The sequence below is a fragment of the Bradyrhizobium sp. DN3 genome (assembly GCF_041357655.1).
GTDB lineage: Bacteria > Pseudomonadota > Alphaproteobacteria > Rhizobiales > Xanthobacteraceae > Bradyrhizobium.
The window spans coordinates 143435-159837 of sequence record NZ_JAULLN010000018.1; the positions used below are offsets into that span (position 1 = coordinate 143435).

Sequence of the window (16403 nt, forward strand, 5' to 3'; positions counted from 1 at the left end):
CGACGCTTCGCATCGCCCCGGAATGACGGTGCGAAACTCTTACGCACTCACCGCGATATCCGCAGATTGAATCCGCTTCACGCCGGCCTTGGCCATATCGGCCCAGGCCTTTGCCAGCGAGCCCTGCGTGTCGATGCCGCGGCAGGCGTCCTCCACCACATAGACCTCGAAGCCCGCCTTGCGCGCATCGAGCGCCGTCCAGGCGACGCAGAAATCGGTCGCGAGGCCAGCGACGAAGACGCGCTTGATCTTGCGGCCCTTCAGATAGCCGGCAAGGCCCGTCGAGGTCTTGCCGTCGGCTTCGAGGAAGGCCGAGTAGCTGTCGACGTCCCTGTGAAAACCCTTGCGGATGATGAGTTCGGCGTGCGGGATCGCAAGGTCCTTCGACAGCGCGGCACCGTCGGTGCCCTGCACGCAATGGTCCGGCCACAGCACCTGCTTGCCGTAGGGAAGATCGACGGTCTCGAACGGCTTCCTGCCGGAATGCACCGACGCGAACGAGATGTGGCCGGGCGTATGCCAGTCCTGCGTCATCACCACGTTCGCAAACGCTTTCGCGATCTTGTTGATGACGGGCACCACCTGCTCGCCTTCCTTCACCGCAAGACTGCCGCCGGGCAGGAAGCAGTTTTGCACGTCGATCACGAGCAGCGCGGAGGCCTCGTCCGGCTTGATTGACGCGGCCGCAAACAGCGCGGTTGGAGCGAGGCCCGCGAGCGCCGTAGTCGCAAGCGCCGCCAACATGTGTCGCCGATCCAGCATCGTTCGTCTCCCCTCCAGGATGATCACGGGAAGAAAGCCTAGTTCCGTTCGCATACGAACAGAAGCCCGAAAATGCAGCCGATATTGGTGAGCGGTTGGGCTTGGTCGGCGGGTTCGCTTAACCTCTCCCGCTTGCGGGAGAGGTCGCTGCGCTCGCAGAGCGCGGCGGGTGAGGGCTCTGTCCACGTCGAGAGTGTCCCCTTGCGGAGACACCCTCTCCCCAACCCTCCCCCGCGAGCGGGGGAGGGAGCGCATCCAGTTTGTGGGGTGCGACTACCCCTTCGGCTGGATGCCGTCGCGCACGGCGCGGAAGCGGGTGAAGGCGGCTTGCCACTGGTCGCGCGGGGCGCTGGCGATGATGCGCAGCGAGGCGCCGCCGCTCGAGAAGCGGATCCACTGCACCACGGTCACCGGCGTCTTGTCCTTGCCGCTGACGCCGTCGATCCGGGTCTCAAAGCCCTGCTGGCCGTTGATGCGGATCGGCTCGGACATGGTGACGCGCGACTCGCGCACGCCGGGAATCTGGAGCGCCGCCTCCTGCGCAAAGCGGGCGCGGTCGTCGGCCTGCTGCGGGGTGGCGCCGATCAGGCCGAGGATCATGAACGGCTTCGACTCATAGCCTGCGCTCTCGTTGCCGTCGGCCAGGATGATGCTCGAGCCCGGCGCCAGCGTGCGGATGTCCTTGAAGTCGGCGAGCTCGGTGATCTTGAACGGCATCAGCGCGATCTGCTCTTCGGCCGAGACCTGCTTGCGGGTGGTGGCGCTCGCAAACATCTGGCGCACCGCTTCATCGGTGTAGATCTTGGTCGCATTCTCCGGGATCTGCACCGCGACATAGCCGGAGAAGCCTGCGCCCGGCACGATCATCGAATAACGCCTCACCGGAGTGTCGCCGGCCTTGCCGCTTTCGGTGGTGAAATAGGCAAGGCCCGCGGGGGTCTCGATCTTGTCCTGCTTGACGCCGTTCGCACCGGCCGGATTGGAATTGAAGGCGCTCACGACCTCGCCATAGGCCGCAGGCGGCAGCTCGGTGATCAGCACCTTGACGCTGCCGTCCTCGCTCTCGAAGCCCGGAAAGGACTTGGCCGTGCTCAGCCCGATCAGCGGCACCATGCCGAGGCGCAGGCCGGGCGGGTAAACGGCGTCGGCAGCAAGGGCCGGAAGCGCCGAGGCGACGAGGAGGACGAGCGCGGCGAGGGGGCGGATCAGCTTCATGGGCACTCTGATTGGTTCACATTGAGGCCGTTCGATGGTCGGCCATTGGGCCGCTTTGTCGCGCGGAGCAGCTGCGCTGCGGTTGCCGGCCGGACCGCCTTTTAGCGGGTTTGGCCTTGCCGCAACAGGGTGGGGCGGACTGCCATAGCGGGGGCTTGCCGAGGCCTGAACCTGTTAATATTTCCTCACCCGCAAGGGTGGTTGAGCCCGGATATGATCTTCCAAAACCCGATGTTTTCGCGGCCGAAACTTGCGTTCGGTCCTTGCGGGCCCCTCCCCCCCTCCTATATGAGCCTCAATCATCGCAATATCGCGGATGTTTGATCTTAGGGGGTTTCGGTCGGGTGCCTTCTGGGCCCAGCCAACCTGCCGCAAAAAGAAGGATATCAGGACCATGGGAAAGGTCATTGGGATCGACCTCGGCACCACGAACTCGTGCGTCGCCGTAATGGATGGCAAGAACGCCAAAGTCATCGAGAATTCCGAAGGCATGCGCACGACGCCTTCGATCGTCGCCGTCACGGATGACGGCGAGCGCCTCGTCGGCCAGCCGGCCAAGCGCCAGGCCGTCACCAATCCCGAGCGCACCTTCTTCGCAGTGAAGCGCCTCATTGGCCGCCGCTACGACGACCCGATGGTCGAGAAGGACAAGAAGCTCGTTCCGTACAAGATCGTGAAGGCTTCCAACGGCGACGCCTGGGTCGAGGCCGACGGCCAGACCTACTCGCCCTCGCAGGTCTCGGCGTTCATCTTGCAGAAGATGAAGGAGACCGCGGAAGCCCATCTCGGCCAGAAGGTCGACCAGGCCGTCATCACCGTTCCCGCCTACTTCAACGACGCGCAGCGCCAGGCGACCAAGGACGCCGGCAAGATCGCGGGCCTCGAAGTGCTGCGCATCATCAACGAGCCGACTGCGGCCGCGCTCGCTTATGGCCTCGACAAGACCAAGGCCGGCACCATCGCGGTGTACGACCTCGGCGGCGGCACCTTCGATATCTCCATTCTCGAAATCGGCGACGGCGTGTTCGAGGTGAAGTCGACCAACGGCGACACCTTCCTCGGCGGCGAAGATTTCGACATGCGCCTGGTCGGCTATCTCGCCGACGAATTCCAGAAGGAGCAGGGCATTAACCTGCGCAACGACAAGCTCGCTTTGCAGCGCCTGAAGGAAGCCGCTGAAAAGGCCAAGATCGAGCTGTCCTCGACGACGCAGACCGAGATCAACCTGCCCTTCATCACCGCGGACCAGACCGGGCCGAAGCATCTGACGATGAAGCTCACCCGCGCCAAGTTCGAGGCGCTGGTCGACGACCTCATCCAGAAGACGGTCGAGCCCTGCCGCAAGGCGCTGAAGGACGCCGGCGTCACCGCCGGTGAGATCGGCGAAGTCGTGCTGGTCGGCGGCATGTCGCGCATGCCGAAGGTCCAGGAAGTCGTGAAGCAGCTGTTCGGCAAGGAGCCGCACAAGGGCGTCAACCCGGACGAAGTCGTGGCGATCGGCGCCGCGATCCAGGCCGGCGTGCTCCAGGGCGACGTCAAGGACGTGCTGCTGCTCGACGTGACTCCGCTGTCGCTGGGCATCGAGACGCTGGGTGGCGTGTTCACCCGCATCATCGACCGCAACACCACGATCCCGACCAAGAAGAGCCAGGTGTTCTCGACCGCCGAGGACAACCAGAACGCGGTCACCATCCGCGTCTTCCAGGGCGAGCGTGAAATGGCGGCCGACAACAAGATGCTCGGTCAGTTCGACCTGATGGGCATTCCGCCGGCCCCGCGCGGCATGCCGCAGATCGAGGTGACCTTCGACATCGACGCCAACGGCATCGTCAACGTCTCGGCCAAGGACAAGGCCACCGGCAAGGAGCAGCAGATCCGCATCCAGGCCTCGGGCGGCCTGTCGGAAGCCGACATCGAGAAGATGGTCAAGGACGCCGAGGCCAATGCCGAGGCGGACAAGAAGCGCCGCGAGGCCGTGACCGCCAAGAACGAGGCGGATGGCCTGGTGCATTCGACCGAGAAGGCGCTGGCCGAGCACGGTTCGAAGGTCGCCGAGAGCGAGCGTCGCGCGATCGAGGATGCCGTCAGCGACCTCAAGGAAGCGCTGAAGGGCGACGATGCCGAGGCGATCAAGGCCAAGACCCAGACGCTGGCCCAGGCGTCGATGAAGCTCGGCGAGGCCATGTACAAGCAGCAGGCCGAGGCCGACGCCAAGAAGGATGCGGCCAAGGACGACGTCGTCGACGCGGAATTCACCGAGGTCGACGACGACAAGAACAACAAGAAGTCCGCTTAAACCCCAAGAGGGTGACGATGCGGACGGCTTGGACCCCAGACGCGCTAAAGGCCTCCTCCCTCGCGGGGGAGGCCAACGTGTCGGGACGGGCGGGACAGATGCCCGTTACGATCAATCAATTCCCAGCCGTTATGCTCAATGTTGCTACGCTGCCCTCTGCCGCGACGCGCAAGGCCGCCTATATCAAGGCTGCCTATGTCGTTGCGCAGCGGCGTCGTTTCGCCCCGACTTGATTCGCGATTGGATAGACCGAGTCCGACATGTCCACGTCCACCAAGCGCTGCTACTACGAGACCCTCGAAGTCGAACGCGACGCCGACGAATCCAAGCTGAAATCGTCGTTCCGCAAGCTGGCGATGAAATTCCATCCCGACCGCAATCCCGGGGATGAAACCAGCGAGGTCAAGTTCAAGGAAATCAACGAGGCCTACGAGATCCTCAAGGACAAGGACAAGCGCGCCGCCTACGACCGTTACGGCCACGCCGCGTTCGAGCAGGGCGGCGGCTTCGGCGGCGGCGGTGCCGGTTTCGGCGCGGGCTTCGCCTCCTCCTTCTCCGACATTTTCGAAGACCTGTTCGGCATGGCCGGACAGCGCAGCCGCGGCGGCCGCGAACGTGGCGCCGACCTGCGCTACAACATGGAGATCACGCTCGAGGAAGCCTTTGGCGGCAAGACCGCACAGATTGAGATTCCGGTCTCGGTCACCTGCGAGGCCTGCTCGGGCATCGGCGCCAAGGCCGGCACCAAGCCGAAGACCTGCTCGGCCTGCGGCGGCGCCGGCCGCGTGCGGCAGTCGCAGGGCTTCTTCACGCTCGAGCGCACCTGTCCCGGCTGTCAGGGCCGCGGCCAGATGATCGAGGATGCCTGCCCGTCCTGCTCGGGCCAGGGCCGGGTCACCCGCGAGCGCACGTTGTCAGTCAACATTCCGCAAGGGGTCGAGGACGGCACGAGGATCAGGCTCGCCGGCGAGGGCGAGGCTGGGGTCCGCGGCGGCCCGCCCGGCGACCTCTACATCTTCCTGTCGCTGGCCCAGCACCAGTTCTTCCAGCGCGACGGCGCCGATCTGCATTGCCGCGTGCCGATCTCGATGGTGACGGCCGCCCTTGGCGGCGAATTCGAGGTGCCGACGATCGAGAAGAGCAAGGCCAAGGTGAAGGTGCCCGCCGGAACCCAGTCGGGCCGCCGGTTCCGCATTGCATCAAAGGGTATGCCGGTGCTGCGCTCGCGCCAGATGGGCGACATGTACGTCCAGGTCGTGGTCGAGACCCCGCAGAACCTCACCAAGAAGCAGCAGGAATTGCTGGCCGAGTTCGAAAAGCTCTCCTCCGGCAACACCCAGCCGGAATCCGAGGGATTCTTCGCCAAGGTCAAGGATTTCTTCGGCAACCGGGCGAGTTGACGTGTCTTGACCGTGCCGCCTTCGGCCTATACGTCTTTATGACCATTTTCTGACACGCCGCGTCCCGCGGTCCCGTCCGGTCCTGACATGCCATTGCCATCGTCCGCGCGTGCGTTGAAGAAGCCTCGTCTTGATGACGAGGTGCGCTTTCTCAGATCTTGGATCGAAAAGCCGCTGCACATGGGCGCGGTGATGCCGTCGGGCAAGCTTCTGGCCCGGACCATGGCCCATTACGTCGATATCGATTCCGACGCTCCGGTGGTCGAGCTCGGGCCCGGCACCGGCGCCATCACCTCGGCTCTGATCGAGCGCGGCATCGACCAGAAGCGCCTCGTCCTTGTCGAATACAATCCCGGCTTCTGCGCCCTGCTGCGCGACCGCTACCCGCAGGCCAAGGTGGTGCAGGGTGATGCCTATCGCCTGCGCGACACGCTCTGGAATGTCTTGAGCGCGCCGGCTTCCGCGGTCGTCTCCGGCCTGCCGCTCGTCACAAAACCGATGTTGACGCGGCTGCGCCTCATCCGCGATGCCTTCACGGCGCTGGCGCCTGGTGCGCCGTTCATCCAGTTCACCTATGCGGTGGTGCCGCCGATCCCGAAATCGTTGCCCGGCGTGTCCACAGAGGCCTCGGAACGGATCTGGATGAACCTTCCGCCGGCCCGCGTCTGGGTGTATCGCAAGGACTAATTCCGCCGGCTCCTCTTTTTGCGCGGCGGGCTCGTTTCGCCGAACGCATTGGATTGGATGTCAGCTCCCAAGATCCTGGTCATTCCCGGCTCGCTGCGCACCGGCTCGCATAATGCGAAGCTGGCAGCGCTCGCAGCCTATGAATTCGACCAGGCCGGCGTCGACGTCACCCGCATCTCGCTCGCTGACTTTCCGCTGCCGATCTATGACGGCGATCTCCAGGCCAAATCCGGCGTGCCCAAGCACGCTATCAATCTCAAGCGCATGATCGGCGCGCATCACGGCGTGCTGATCGTCACGCCCGAATACAATGCATCGGTGCCGCCGCTACTGAAGAACGCGATCGACTGGGTCAGCCTCGTGCACGATCTGCACGAGGCGCGCGGCGACGTGTTCCGCAACCGCGTCTTCGCGCTCGCCGGCGCCTCGCAGAGCCGGCTGGGCGCGGCCCGTGCGCTGCAGGCGTTGCGGCTGATCCTGACCTCCTGCCACGCCCATGTGATTGCCAGCCAGCTCACGCTTGCCTTTGCCGATCAGGCCTATGACGATATGGACAGGCTGAAGAACGAGGGCGATATCGCCGCGTTGAAGCAGCTGGTGCGGCAGTTGATCGACATTTCCCAACGCATGATGTGAGGTGACATGACGCCAGCCGAGATCGCCCCGAAAGACCGCCTGATCGTTCCGCTCGACCTGTCGAGCCCGGAGGCTGCCGAGGCGATGGTCGCAAAGCTTGGCGACAGCGTCACCTTCTACAAGATCGGCTACCAACTCGCCTATGCCGGCGGCCTGCCGCTGATCGGCAAGCTCGCCGACACGGGCAAGAAGGTGTTTGCCGATCTCAAGATGCACGACATCGGCAACACCGTGATGCGCGGTGTCGAGAGCGTCGCCAAGCTGGGGGCGACTTTCCTCACCGTCCACGCTTATCCGCAGACCATGAAGGCGGCCGTCGAGGGACGTGGCGGCTCGGGCTTGAAGATTCTCGCGGTCACCGTGCTGACCTCCTACAACGACGACGATCTGCACGCAGCCGGATATCGGCTCGGCGTCTCCGAGCTGGTCGAGGCCCGCGCCCAACAGGCGCAGGTGCTCGGTGTCGATGGCCTCGTGTCCTCGCCCGAGGAAGTGGGCGCGCTGCGAAAGATCGTCGGTCATCAGATGAGCCTCGTCACGCCAGGCATCCGGCCGGCGGGCGCGCCGAGTGGCGACCAGAAACGGATCATGACGCCGGGTCGTGCGATCGCCGCAGGTGCCGATTATCTCGTCGTCGGACGTCCGATCCTCGAGGCCGCCGACCCCAGGGCGGCGGCCGCCGCCATCCAGGCTGAGATCGCGCAAGCGCTCGGCTGAGCAACAACCAGGGAGAGAAGAACAATGGCAAAAGGCTACTGGATCGGGCGCGTCGATGTGAGCAATGACGAGGGCTACAAGCCCTATGCCGTCGCCAACGGTCCAATCTTCAAGAAATGGGGTGGTCGCTTCGTCGTTCGCGCCGGCAAGTTCACCACCGTCGAAGGCGCCAGCCGCAACCGCAACGTCGTGATCGAATTCCCGGACTACGAGACCGCGCTCGCCTGCTACAACTCGCCGGAATACCAGGCAAACATCAAGGTGCGCCAGCCGCACTCCATCGCCGAGCTCATCATCATCGAGGGCTATGACGGCCCGCAGCCGTCGGACGGCTGAGGCACGATCTTTCTTACCCTCCCCTGGAGGGGGAGGGTCGCTGAGCATGTCGCGAAGCGGCAAGCGCGGCGGGGTGGGGTGATCTCTCCACTCGGGCACCGTTCGTCGCGGAGAGACTGTCACCCCACCCCGTCACGCAATCTCGCTCTGCTCGATCGCGTGCCGACCCTCCCCCTCCAGGGGAGGGTGGCAGCGTGCGGGCTCGTCCCCTCGGTTGCCGGAACTGCCTCCCCCCGCTACAACGGCCCCAGAGAGGATCACACCATGTCCGACATGCGCTTGATTGTTGCTGGGGCTGGCGGCCGGATGGGCCGCGCGCTGACGCGGGCGATTGCCGAGAGCAAAGGTGCGGTGCTGGCCGGCGCGCTGGAGGCGCCGGGCTCGGACTTGCTCGGCAAGGATGCCGGCGTGCTCGCAGGCCTGCCGGCCAACGGCATCACGCTCTCCGCCGATCTCTGGGCGATGTCCAAGGATGCTGATGGCATCCTCGATTTCACCGTGCCGGCGGCGACTATCGCCAATGTCGCGATCGCCGCCCAGCGCGGCCTCGTCCATGTCATCGGCACCACCGGGCTGTCGGCCTCCGATAACGCCGTGATCAAGAGCGTGACCAACCGGGCCGTCGTGGTGCAATCCGGCAATATGAGTCTGGGCGTCAACCTGCTTGCCGCCGTGGTCAAGCGCGTCGCCAAGGCGCTCGACCAGAGTTTTGATATCGAGATCGTCGAGACCCATCATCGCATGAAGGTCGACGCGCCCTCGGGCACTGCGCTGATGCTGGGCCAGGCAGCAGCTAGCGGGCGCGGCATTCAGCTCGACGAACACGCCGCGCGCGGCCGCGACGGCATCACCGGCGCGCGCCGGCCCGGCGACATCGGCTTTGCCTCCTTGCGCGGCGGCACCGTGGCCGGCGATCACAGTGTCAGCTTCCTCGGCCAGTTCGAACGCCTGACGCTGTCGCATCACGCCGAGGATCGCATGCTGTTCGCCCATGGCGCGCTCAAGGCGGCGCTGTGGGCGCACGGCAAGGCGCCGGGGCATTACTCCATGGCCGACGTGCTCGGCCTGTCCGACATCTGAACAAGAGCATGATCCGGACCCGAAGGGCCGCGTTAGCGCAAAGTGCGAAGCGGTTTTCCGACAAGGTCATGCTCAGAACAATAAACTAGATGGAAAGCAGTTGATGAGCGAACGTCTTCTCGTGCTCGTGCGGCATGGCCAGAGCGAATGGAATCTGAAGAACCTGTTCACGGGATGGAAGGATCCCGACCTCACCGAGCTCGGCGTGAGCGAAGCCAAGGAAGCCGGCCGCAAGCTGAAGGCGCAGGGTCTCGTTTTCGACGTCGCCTACACCTCGGTCTTGACGCGCGCGCAGCACACGCTCGACCTCATCCTCGGCGAGCTTGGGCAGGAAGGCCTGCCGACCGCGAAGGACCTCGCGCTGAACGAACGCGACTATGGCGATCTCTCCGGCCTCAACAAGGACGATGCCCGCAAGAAGTGGGGCGAGGACCAGGTGCTGATCTGGCGCCGCTCCTACGACGTGCCGCCGCCCGGTGGCGAAAGCCTGAAGGATACGCTGGCACGGGCGCTGCCCTACTACGTGCAGGAGATCCTGCCCGCCGTCCTCAACGGCAAGCGCACGCTGGTCGCCGCCCACGGCAACTCCTTGCGCGCGCTCATCATGGTGCTGGAAAAGCTCTCGCCCGAAGGCATCTTGAAACGCGAGCTCGCCACCGGCGTGCCGATCATCTATCGGCTCAATGCGGATTCGACCGTGGCGTCGAAGCTGGATCTGGCCGGGTAATGACGATCCCGTAGGGTGGGCAAAGGCGCACAGCGCCGTGCCCACCATTCTTCCGCAATCGCTGATGCATGGTGGGCACGCTTCGCTTTGCCCACCCTACGGCAGCTTCGCCGGGACGGCGATCTACTGCACCCCCACCCGCCCCGCTTCCCAGCCCAGCATCGCCTGCTTGCGGGTGATGCCCCAATGATAGCCGGTGAGCGTGCCGCTCTTGCCGAGCGCGCGGTGGCAGGGGACGACGAACGAGACCGGATTCTTGCCGACCGCAGCGCCCACGGCGCGCGAGGCCTTCGGGCTGTTGATGTTGCAGGCGATGTCGGAATAGGACACCGCGCGGCCCATCGGGATCTTCAGCAGCGTCTCCCATACCCGCACCTCGAAATCGGTGCCGATCAGGACCACGCGCAGCGGCTGATCCGGCCGCCACAGCTTGGGGTCGAAGATGCGCGCTGCGAGCGGTGCGGTGCCGTCGTGATCTTCCACATAAGTGGCCTTCGGCCAGCGCCGCGTCATGTCGGCGAGCGCGACCTTCTCCTCACCGTGATCGGCGAAGGCCAGGCCCGACAGGCCGCGGTCGGTCGCGATCACGATCGCGGTGCCGAACGGCGAGGGATGGAAGCCGTAGCGCAGCGTCAATCCGGCGCCGCCATTCTTCCATTCGCCGGGCGACATCGCCTCATGGGTGACGAAGAGATCGTGCAGCCGGCCGGGGCCCGACAGACCGGAGTCGAGCGCCGCATCGAGGATGCTCGCGGAGTCTCTGAGCAGCCCCTTGGCATGGTCGAGGGTGAGCGCCTGCATGAAAGCCTTCGGCGTGATCGAGGCCCAGCGGCGGAACAGATGGTGCAGCTCATCGGGCGTGACGCCGGCCGCATCGGCCATCGCCTCGATGGTCGGCTGCGCGCGCCAGTTTTCCGAGATGAACGCGATCGCCCGGCGCACGGAATCATAGTCGCGCAGCGCGGCGTTCTGGGGGCCCGGCTTGGCCAGGCGCTGGTCATGTATGGCGAGTGTCATCATGACCGGAAATGTAGGAGAGGGACGGGGGCGAAACCACCCGATTTCTGATCTGGAATCAGGTGATCGGATTGTAGGTCGGGCCGCGCTTGGCGGCGTTCAGCGCCTCTACCAAGCCTTTGTAAAAGCTCGCCTTTTCGTCAGGCCCCAGGAAGCGGGCGATCTGGATCTGATGGCCGCGCGAGATCAGATAGAGGTGCTCGATGCCAAAATCCTCGTCGATCTCCATGTCGAGCCGGACCCAGAGCGGATTGAACGTCCATTCGACGACCTGGCCGCGATCACTGATGCGGCGCACCCGCAATTCGGAAGGGGTCACCACGATCTCCTCGCTGGCCCGTGCCGCGCGGAAATTGGCCTTGAAGGCCCACCAGATCACGAGAACGTCGAGCCCGAAGAAGCCCAATACCGGCCACGCCCCCATCATCAGGAAGGCGAGGCCCGTGACGAAGCTGACGACGCTCAGGAACAGCATCACGGCGAGGAAGCCGGTGCGGTTCAGCGAGCGGTGTGGCGTCAGCAGCGCGGAGAAGATCTGCACTTCGCGCTGATCTTCGGAGCCCTTGCGCTCAATTTCGTTGCCTGTGCTCATCGTCCCTCAGTATATCCCGATCATGGCGAAAATCACCCGCAAGCCGGCTCCGCGCAAAGCGGCCGTGCCGAAGAAGAAGGCAAAACCGGCCGCGGCAAAGCCGAAACCGCCCGCGAAAAAGTCGCGCAAAGCCGCAAAACCCTGGACGCCCGCCGAAATTCACGAGGCCTTCAGCCGTTTCCGCAAGGCCAATCCGGAGCCGAAGGGCGAGCTTGAGCACATCAATCCGTTCACGCTGCTGGTCGCCGTGGTGCTGTCGGCGCAGGCGACCGACGCCGGCGTCAACAAGGCGACGCGCGCATTGTTCGAGGTGGCCGACACCCCGCAGAAGATGCTCGACCTCGGCGAGGAGCGCCTGCGCGAATACATCAAGAGCATCGGCCTCTATCGCACCAAGGCCAAGAACGTCATTGCGCTATCGGCAAAAGTGCTCAGCGAGTTCGGCGGCGAGGTGCCGCGCACGCGCGCCGGGATCGAGTCGCTGCCCGGCGCCGGACGCAAGACTGCGAACGTCGTGCTCAACATGGCCTTTGGCGAGCACACCATGGCGGTCGACACGCATGTCTTCCGCGTTGGCAACCGTACCGGGCTTGCGCCGGGCAAGACACCGCTCGAGGTCGAGCTCGGTCTCGAAAAGGTGATCCCGGCCGAGTTCATGCGGCACGCCCATCACTGGCTGATCCTGCACGGCCGCTACACCTGCCTCGCGCGCAAGCCGCGCTGCGAGGTCTGCCTGATCAACGATCTCTGCCGGTGGCCGGAGAAGACGGTCTGAGGCAGTGCCGCGTCGGGCACGTCACCGCATCTGTCGCGCCGGCTCGATCAGCTCGGGCCGCGAGCCGGACAGGCGCTTGTGCATATGGACCATGAAGGCCATGCCGAAGATCGGCGTTGCCAGATTCACGATCGGAATCGAGACGAAGGCGGCGATGAACAGGCCGGCGGTGAAGATGATCGCGGCGTTGTCGCGCCGCATTGCCTTCGCTTCCTCTGGCGGGCGGAAGCGCATGGCCGCGAGCTCGAAATATTCCCGGCCGAGCAGCCAGGCGGCAGCGAGGAAGAAGATCAGGAAGCCGGCGCCGGCGAATAGCACCAGCGGCAGCGCGGCCAGATAGACCAGGATCGTCAGCAATGCGGTCTTGACGCCCTCGAGGATTGCCTGGCTGAACGGCAGCGCGACACCGGGCCGTTCGGCGGGATAGTGCTCACGCTCGACGATGTCGGCGACGTCGTCGACGAACAGGCTCGCCACCAGCGAGGTGATCGCGGGCATCAGGAAGATGCCGCCGAACACGACGCCGAGGCCGGCCGCGATCGAGACGATCCACGAGAGGACCTCGAGCGACGAGTGCCAGCCCGGCCCGAGCAGGCCCTCCAGCCAGACCTCGCCAGAGGTCGCAAACCAGCTGAGGAGCCGTTGCAGGCCGATCGCCAGCACGGTGATCAGCACCAGCGCCAGCCCGATCGATCGCCACAGGATCGAGCGCATCGGCGGCGAGATCATTTGCGACAACGCCTTCACGGCGGCATCCAGCATGGGGCACCCTCTCCCGAAACCACCCGCGAGAGGTAGACACCCGATGCGGCTTCGGCAAGGGCGGGCGGCTCCGCCGCCGTCGGCTGCGAACGCGGCGCGAATTCTTGCTTACCCTCCCCTGGAGGGGGAGGGTCGGCACGTGATCGAGCGAAGCGAGATTGCGTGACGGGGTGGGGTGATCTCTCCACTCGGGCACTGTTCGTTGCGGAGAGACCGTCACCCCACCCCGCTCGCGCTGCGCGCGATCGACCCTCCCCCTCCAGGGGAGGGTAAGAGCCGCTACGCTCTCCTAGAGTAGCCTACTCATGCCGATGACCGTGCCCGTGCTTCCGCGCCTTCACGTGCTTGCCCTCGCCGGTCGGAATCATCACCACGCGGCCGTAGCGCACGCCGCGTTCGGCGATGATGTGATCGGCGAAATGCTTGACCTCGGAGGCCGCGCCGCGCAGCGCGGTCATCTCCATGCAATTGTTGTCGTCGAGATGGACGTGCAGGGTCGCGAGCGCGAGGTCGTGATGGCCGTGGAATTCCTGCACCAGGCGTTTTGAGAGATCGCGCGCGGCGTGGTCGTAGACATAGACGAGGCCGGCGACGCAGGGGCCGGTCTGCGCTGTGTCCTCGGTGCTCTGTTGCAGGCCGGCGCGGGCGAGATCGCGGATGATCTCGCTGCGGTTCTGGTAGCCGCGTGCTTCCGCCGCCGCGTCGATCTCTGCCAGCAGATCATCCTCGATCGTGATCGTAATTCGCTGCATCAGATGCTCCCTCGGCGCGGCGCCTTCTTACCTCGCCCCGCCTGCGGGGAGAGGTCGTAATTCAAGCGTAGCTTGAATTACGGGTGAGGGGGAGCTTCCGCGAATGCAGCTGTTACCGCCTGTGTGGAGATGCCCCTCACCCTAACCCTCTCCCCGTAAGAACGGGGAGAGGGAGTACACCATCACAGTCGCGTCGCGCGCAAGCGCAACGCGTTGCCGACCACGCTCACTGAGGACAGCGCCATCGCCGCTGCGGCGATGATCGGCGACAGCAGCACGCCGAAGGCCGGGTAGAGGATGCCGGCCGCGATCGGGATGCCGGCGGCGTTGTAGATGAAGGCGAAGAACAGGTTTTGGCGGATATTGCTCATCGTCGCCTGCGAGAGCTTTCGCGCCCGCACGATGCCGACGAGATCGCCCTTGAGCAGCGTCACGCCGGCGCTCTCCATCGCCACATCGGTGCCAGTTCCCATGGCGATGCCGACTTCGGCCGCCGCCAGCGCCGGCGCGTCGTTGACGCCGTCACCGGCCATCGCGACGCTGCGGCCGGCCTTTTGCAACTTGGTCACCACCGCGCTCTTCTGGTCCGGCAACACCTCGGCCTCGACATCGGCGATGCCGAGCCGGTGCGCCACCGCTTGCGCCGTCGTGCGGTTGTCGCCGGTCAGCATGATGACCTTGATGCCTTCGGCCGCAAGGGCCTTCAGCGCCTCCGGAGTCGAGGCCTTGACCGGATCGGCGATCGCGAACAGGCCGGCAAGCCGGCCGTCGACGGCCATGTTAATCACGGTCGCGCCGTCGCCGCGCAGCCGCTCGGCTTCGGCATCGAGCGCCTTGGTGTCGATGCCGATCGACGTCAGATATCTGGCATTGCCGAGCACGATGGTCTTGCCGTCGACCTTGCCGGTCGCGCCCTTGCCGGTCGGCGAGTCAAAATGCTCGACTTGGCCAAGAGTGAGCTGCTTCTCCTTTGCCGCGCGCACGATCGCGTCGGCCAGGGGATGCTCGCTGGCACGCTCGACGCTGGCGGCGAGGCGAAGGACGTCATCCTCAGCAAAGCCGGCAGCCGGCACGATCGCCACCACCTTGGGCTTGCCCTCGGTCAGCGTGCCGGTCTTGTCGACCACCAGCGTGTTGATCTTCTCCATCCGCTCCAGCGCTTCGGCGTTCTTGATCAGCACGCCGGCTTGCGCGCCGCGACCGACGCCGACCATGATCGACATCGGGGTCGCAAGTCCGAGCGCACAGGGGCAGGCGATGATCAGCACGCTGACCGCAGCGACCAAGCCGAAAGCGAGCCGCGGCTCCGGTCCAAACCACGACCATGCCGCAAAGGCGGCGATGGCGACGACAATCACCGTCGGCACGAACCAGCCGGCGACCTGATCGGCCAGCCGCTGGATCGGCGCGCGCGAGCGCTGCGCGTCGGCGACCATCTGCACGATCTGCGACAGCAGCGTCTCGCGTCCGACCTTGTCGGCGCGCATGATGAAGCTGCCGGACTGGTTGAGCGTGCCGGCGATCACCTTGGCTCCGCTCTCCTTGGTGACCGGCATCGATTCGCCCGTGACGAGCGATTCATCGAGCGAGGAGCGGCCTTCGAGGATCACGCCGTCGACCGGCACCTTCTCGCCGGGACGAACGCGCAAGCGGTCGCCGGCATGCAGCGTATCGATCTCGACTTCATGCTCGCTGCCATCGGCATCGACGCGGCGCGCGGTCTTCGGCGCGAGTTGGAGCAGCGCCTTGATCGCGCCCGAGGTCGCATCGCGGGCGCGCAGCTCGAGCACCTGGCCGAGCAGAACCAGCACGGTGATGACGGCAGCCGCCTCGAAATAGACGGCGACCGCCCCCTCATGGCCACGGAAGGTGGCAGGGAACATCTGCGGCGCGACGGTGCCGATGATGCTGTAGACATAGGCGACGCCGGTGCCCATCGCGATCAGCGTGAACATGTTGAGGTTGCGCGTCAGCAGCGACTGCCAGCCGCGGACGAAGAACGGCCAGCCGGCCCACAGCACCACCGGCGTGGCGAAGACGAGCTGGATCCAGTTCGACAATGTCTGGTCCATCCAGTTGTGCGGGCCCGCGAGGTGGCCGCCCATCTCCAGCACCACGGCCGGCAGCGCCAGCGCGCCGCCGATCCAGAACCGCCGCGTCATGTCGGCAAGCTCCGGATTGGGCCCGGTCTCGAGGCTCGCGACTTCCGGCTCCAGCGCCATGCCGCAGATCGGGCAGGTGCCGGGGCCGACCTGGCGGATCTCGGGGTGCATTGGGCAGGTGTAGATCGTGCCCGCGGGCATCTCGGGCTCGGGCGCCTTGTCCTTGGCGAGATACTTGGCAGGGTCGGCGGCGAATTTGGTACGGCAGCCGGCCGAGCAGAAATGGAAGGTCTCGCCGTGATGTGTGAGGTGGTGCTTCGACGTCGCGGGATCGACCGTCATGCCGCAGACGGGATCAAGAACTTTCGTCGCGGCATCGCCATGGTCGTGCGCGTGATGATGGGCGTGGCCGGCGTGATCGCCGTGTCCGCCGCAGCAGGAGGACGCCGGATTGGCCGCTGCGGGCGTGGCCTTGGCGGAACAACCGCATCCCGGATGTCCATCTGTGGCGTCGTGATGATGCTCGTGTTCGCTGTTATTCATTTCC

17 protein-coding genes are annotated in these 16403 nt (G+C 65.4%); 10 read left to right on the top strand and 7 right to left on the bottom strand.

Annotation, left to right across the window (positions count from 1 at the left end; all coding sequences use genetic code 11):
* Positions 1-39 precede the first annotated feature (39 nt).
* Positions 40-762: a bifunctional nicotinamidase/pyrazinamidase gene (gene pncA, locus AAE027_RS25475; RefSeq protein WP_370988997.1), complete on the bottom strand. Its 723-nt coding sequence runs from the start codon at positions 760-762 to the stop codon at positions 40-42.
* Between the two features lie 273 nt (positions 763-1035).
* The gene (locus AAE027_RS25480) at positions 1036-1977 is read right to left on the bottom strand and encodes a hypothetical protein (RefSeq protein ID WP_176945414.1); all 942 of its coding nucleotides are present in this window, start codon (positions 1975-1977) and stop codon (positions 1036-1038) included.
* 394 nt (positions 1978-2371) lie between these two features.
* Between AAE027_RS25480 and dnaK the strand changes: the two genes are divergently transcribed.
* The 9 genes from dnaK to AAE027_RS25525 all read left to right on the top strand — a co-directional run bounded on the left by dnaK (position 2372) and on the right by AAE027_RS25525 (position 9856).
* On the top strand, positions 2372-4273 hold the full coding sequence (gene dnaK, locus AAE027_RS25485; protein ID WP_025033017.1) for a molecular chaperone DnaK: 1902 nt from the start codon (positions 2372-2374) through the stop codon (positions 4271-4273).
* Positions 4274-4371: 98 nt separating this feature from the next.
* On the top strand, positions 4372-4506 hold the full coding sequence (locus AAE027_RS25490; protein WP_370988996.1) for a hypothetical protein: 135 nt from the start codon (positions 4372-4374) through the stop codon (positions 4504-4506).
* A 27-nt stretch (positions 4507-4533) separates the two neighbouring features.
* Positions 4534-5673: a molecular chaperone DnaJ gene (gene dnaJ, locus AAE027_RS25495; RefSeq protein ID WP_370988995.1), complete on the top strand. Its 1140-nt coding sequence runs from the start codon at positions 4534-4536 to the stop codon at positions 5671-5673.
* Positions 5674-5760: 87 nt separating this feature from the next.
* On the top strand, positions 5761-6360 hold the full coding sequence (locus tag AAE027_RS25500; protein WP_091882486.1) for a class I SAM-dependent methyltransferase: 600 nt from the start codon (positions 5761-5763) through the stop codon (positions 6358-6360).
* Positions 6361-6417: 57 nt separating this feature from the next.
* Positions 6418-6996, top strand: coding sequence for an NADPH-dependent FMN reductase (locus AAE027_RS25505; RefSeq protein WP_370988994.1), 579 nt, complete (start codon positions 6418-6420; stop codon positions 6994-6996).
* Positions 6997-7002: 6 nt separating this feature from the next.
* On the top strand, positions 7003-7713 hold the full coding sequence (gene pyrF, locus AAE027_RS25510; RefSeq protein WP_370988993.1) for an orotidine-5'-phosphate decarboxylase: 711 nt from the start codon (positions 7003-7005) through the stop codon (positions 7711-7713).
* A gap of 24 nt (positions 7714-7737) precedes the next feature.
* Positions 7738-8049, top strand: a complete 312-nt coding sequence (locus AAE027_RS25515; protein WP_091882479.1) for a DUF1330 domain-containing protein — start codon at positions 7738-7740, stop codon at positions 8047-8049.
* A gap of 264 nt (positions 8050-8313) precedes the next feature.
* Positions 8314-9129 carry a 4-hydroxy-tetrahydrodipicolinate reductase gene (gene dapB / locus AAE027_RS25520; protein WP_128944535.1) on the top strand — a complete coding sequence of 272 codons (816 nt, stop codon included), beginning with the start codon at positions 8314-8316 and terminating at the stop codon, positions 9127-9129.
* Positions 9130-9232: 103 nt separating this feature from the next.
* The gene (locus tag AAE027_RS25525) at positions 9233-9856 is read left to right on the top strand and encodes a 2,3-bisphosphoglycerate-dependent phosphoglycerate mutase (protein ID WP_128940750.1); all 624 of its coding nucleotides are present in this window, start codon (positions 9233-9235) and stop codon (positions 9854-9856) included.
* A gap of 123 nt (positions 9857-9979) precedes the next feature.
* On the opposite strand, the gene AAE027_RS25530 is transcribed toward AAE027_RS25525, so the two are convergent.
* The gene (locus tag AAE027_RS25530; RefSeq protein WP_370988992.1) at positions 9980-10876 is read right to left on the bottom strand and encodes a methylated-DNA--[protein]-cysteine S-methyltransferase; all 897 of its coding nucleotides are present in this window, start codon (positions 10874-10876) and stop codon (positions 9980-9982) included.
* Between the two features lie 55 nt (positions 10877-10931).
* Positions 10932-11465 carry a DUF2244 domain-containing protein gene (locus AAE027_RS25535; RefSeq protein WP_370988991.1) on the bottom strand — a complete coding sequence of 178 codons (534 nt, stop codon included), beginning with the start codon at positions 11463-11465 and terminating at the stop codon, positions 10932-10934.
* Between the two features lie 22 nt (positions 11466-11487).
* Between AAE027_RS25535 and nth the strand changes: the two genes are divergently transcribed.
* The gene (gene nth / locus AAE027_RS25540) at positions 11488-12240 is read left to right on the top strand and encodes an endonuclease III (RefSeq protein ID WP_164934839.1); all 753 of its coding nucleotides are present in this window, start codon (positions 11488-11490) and stop codon (positions 12238-12240) included.
* Positions 12241-12261: 21 nt separating this feature from the next.
* Here the strand turns inward: nth and AAE027_RS25545 are convergent, their stop codons facing one another.
* The 3 genes from AAE027_RS25545 to AAE027_RS25555 form a co-directional block, all read right to left on the bottom strand.
* Positions 12262-13002 carry a sulfate transporter family protein gene (locus AAE027_RS25545; RefSeq protein ID WP_091882459.1) on the bottom strand — a complete coding sequence of 247 codons (741 nt, stop codon included), beginning with the start codon at positions 13000-13002 and terminating at the stop codon, positions 12262-12264.
* Positions 13003-13301: 299 nt separating this feature from the next.
* Positions 13302-13754 (bottom strand): nickel-responsive transcriptional regulator NikR, encoded by a 453-nt coding sequence (nikR, locus tag AAE027_RS25550; protein WP_091882456.1) that lies wholly within the window; start codon positions 13752-13754, stop codon positions 13302-13304.
* Between the two features lie 182 nt (positions 13755-13936).
* Entirely contained in the window at positions 13937-16399 is a 2463-nt protein-coding gene (locus AAE027_RS25555) for a heavy metal translocating P-type ATPase (protein ID WP_370988990.1), read from the bottom strand.
* Between the last annotated feature and the right edge of the window lie 4 nt (positions 16400-16403).

Excerpts from the sequence above, each read along its gene's own strand:
- AAE027_RS25545 (WP_091882459.1), bottom strand. The coding sequence starts at position 13,002 with ATGCTGGATGCCGCCGTGAAGGCGTTGTCGCAAATGATCTCGCCGCCG.
- dapB (WP_128944535.1), top strand. The coding sequence starts at position 8,314 with ATGTCCGACATGCGCTTGATTGTTGCTGGGGCTGGCGGCCGGATGGGC.
- AAE027_RS25480 (WP_176945414.1), bottom strand. The coding sequence starts at position 1,977 with ATGAAGCTGATCCGCCCCCTCGCCGCGCTCGTCCTCCTCGTCGCCTCG.
- AAE027_RS25490 (WP_370988996.1), top strand. The coding sequence starts at position 4,372 with ATGCCCGTTACGATCAATCAATTCCCAGCCGTTATGCTCAATGTTGCT.
- AAE027_RS25535 (WP_370988991.1), bottom strand. The coding sequence starts at position 11,465 with ATGAGCACAGGCAACGAAATTGAGCGCAAGGGCTCCGAAGATCAGCGC.
- AAE027_RS25500 (WP_091882486.1), top strand. The coding sequence starts at position 5,761 with ATGCCATTGCCATCGTCCGCGCGTGCGTTGAAGAAGCCTCGTCTTGAT.
- AAE027_RS25525 (WP_128940750.1), top strand. The coding sequence starts at position 9,233 with ATGAGCGAACGTCTTCTCGTGCTCGTGCGGCATGGCCAGAGCGAATGG.
- pyrF (WP_370988993.1), top strand. The coding sequence starts at position 7,003 with ATGACGCCAGCCGAGATCGCCCCGAAAGACCGCCTGATCGTTCCGCTC.
- AAE027_RS25530 (WP_370988992.1), bottom strand. The coding sequence starts at position 10,876 with ATGATGACACTCGCCATACATGACCAGCGCCTGGCCAAGCCGGGCCCC.
- dnaK (WP_025033017.1), top strand. The coding sequence starts at position 2,372 with ATGGGAAAGGTCATTGGGATCGACCTCGGCACCACGAACTCGTGCGTC.
- AAE027_RS25505 (WP_370988994.1), top strand. The coding sequence starts at position 6,418 with ATGTCAGCTCCCAAGATCCTGGTCATTCCCGGCTCGCTGCGCACCGGC.
- pncA (WP_370988997.1), bottom strand. The coding sequence starts at position 762 with ATGCTGGATCGGCGACACATGTTGGCGGCGCTTGCGACTACGGCGCTC.
- AAE027_RS25515 (WP_091882479.1), top strand. The coding sequence starts at position 7,738 with ATGGCAAAAGGCTACTGGATCGGGCGCGTCGATGTGAGCAATGACGAG.
- dnaJ (WP_370988995.1), top strand. The coding sequence starts at position 4,534 with ATGTCCACGTCCACCAAGCGCTGCTACTACGAGACCCTCGAAGTCGAA.
- nikR (WP_091882456.1), bottom strand. The coding sequence starts at position 13,754 with ATGCAGCGAATTACGATCACGATCGAGGATGATCTGCTGGCAGAGATC.
- nth (WP_164934839.1), top strand. The coding sequence starts at position 11,488 with ATGGCGAAAATCACCCGCAAGCCGGCTCCGCGCAAAGCGGCCGTGCCG.
- AAE027_RS25555 (WP_370988990.1), bottom strand. The coding sequence starts at position 16,399 with ATGAATAACAGCGAACACGAGCATCATCACGACGCCACAGATGGACAT.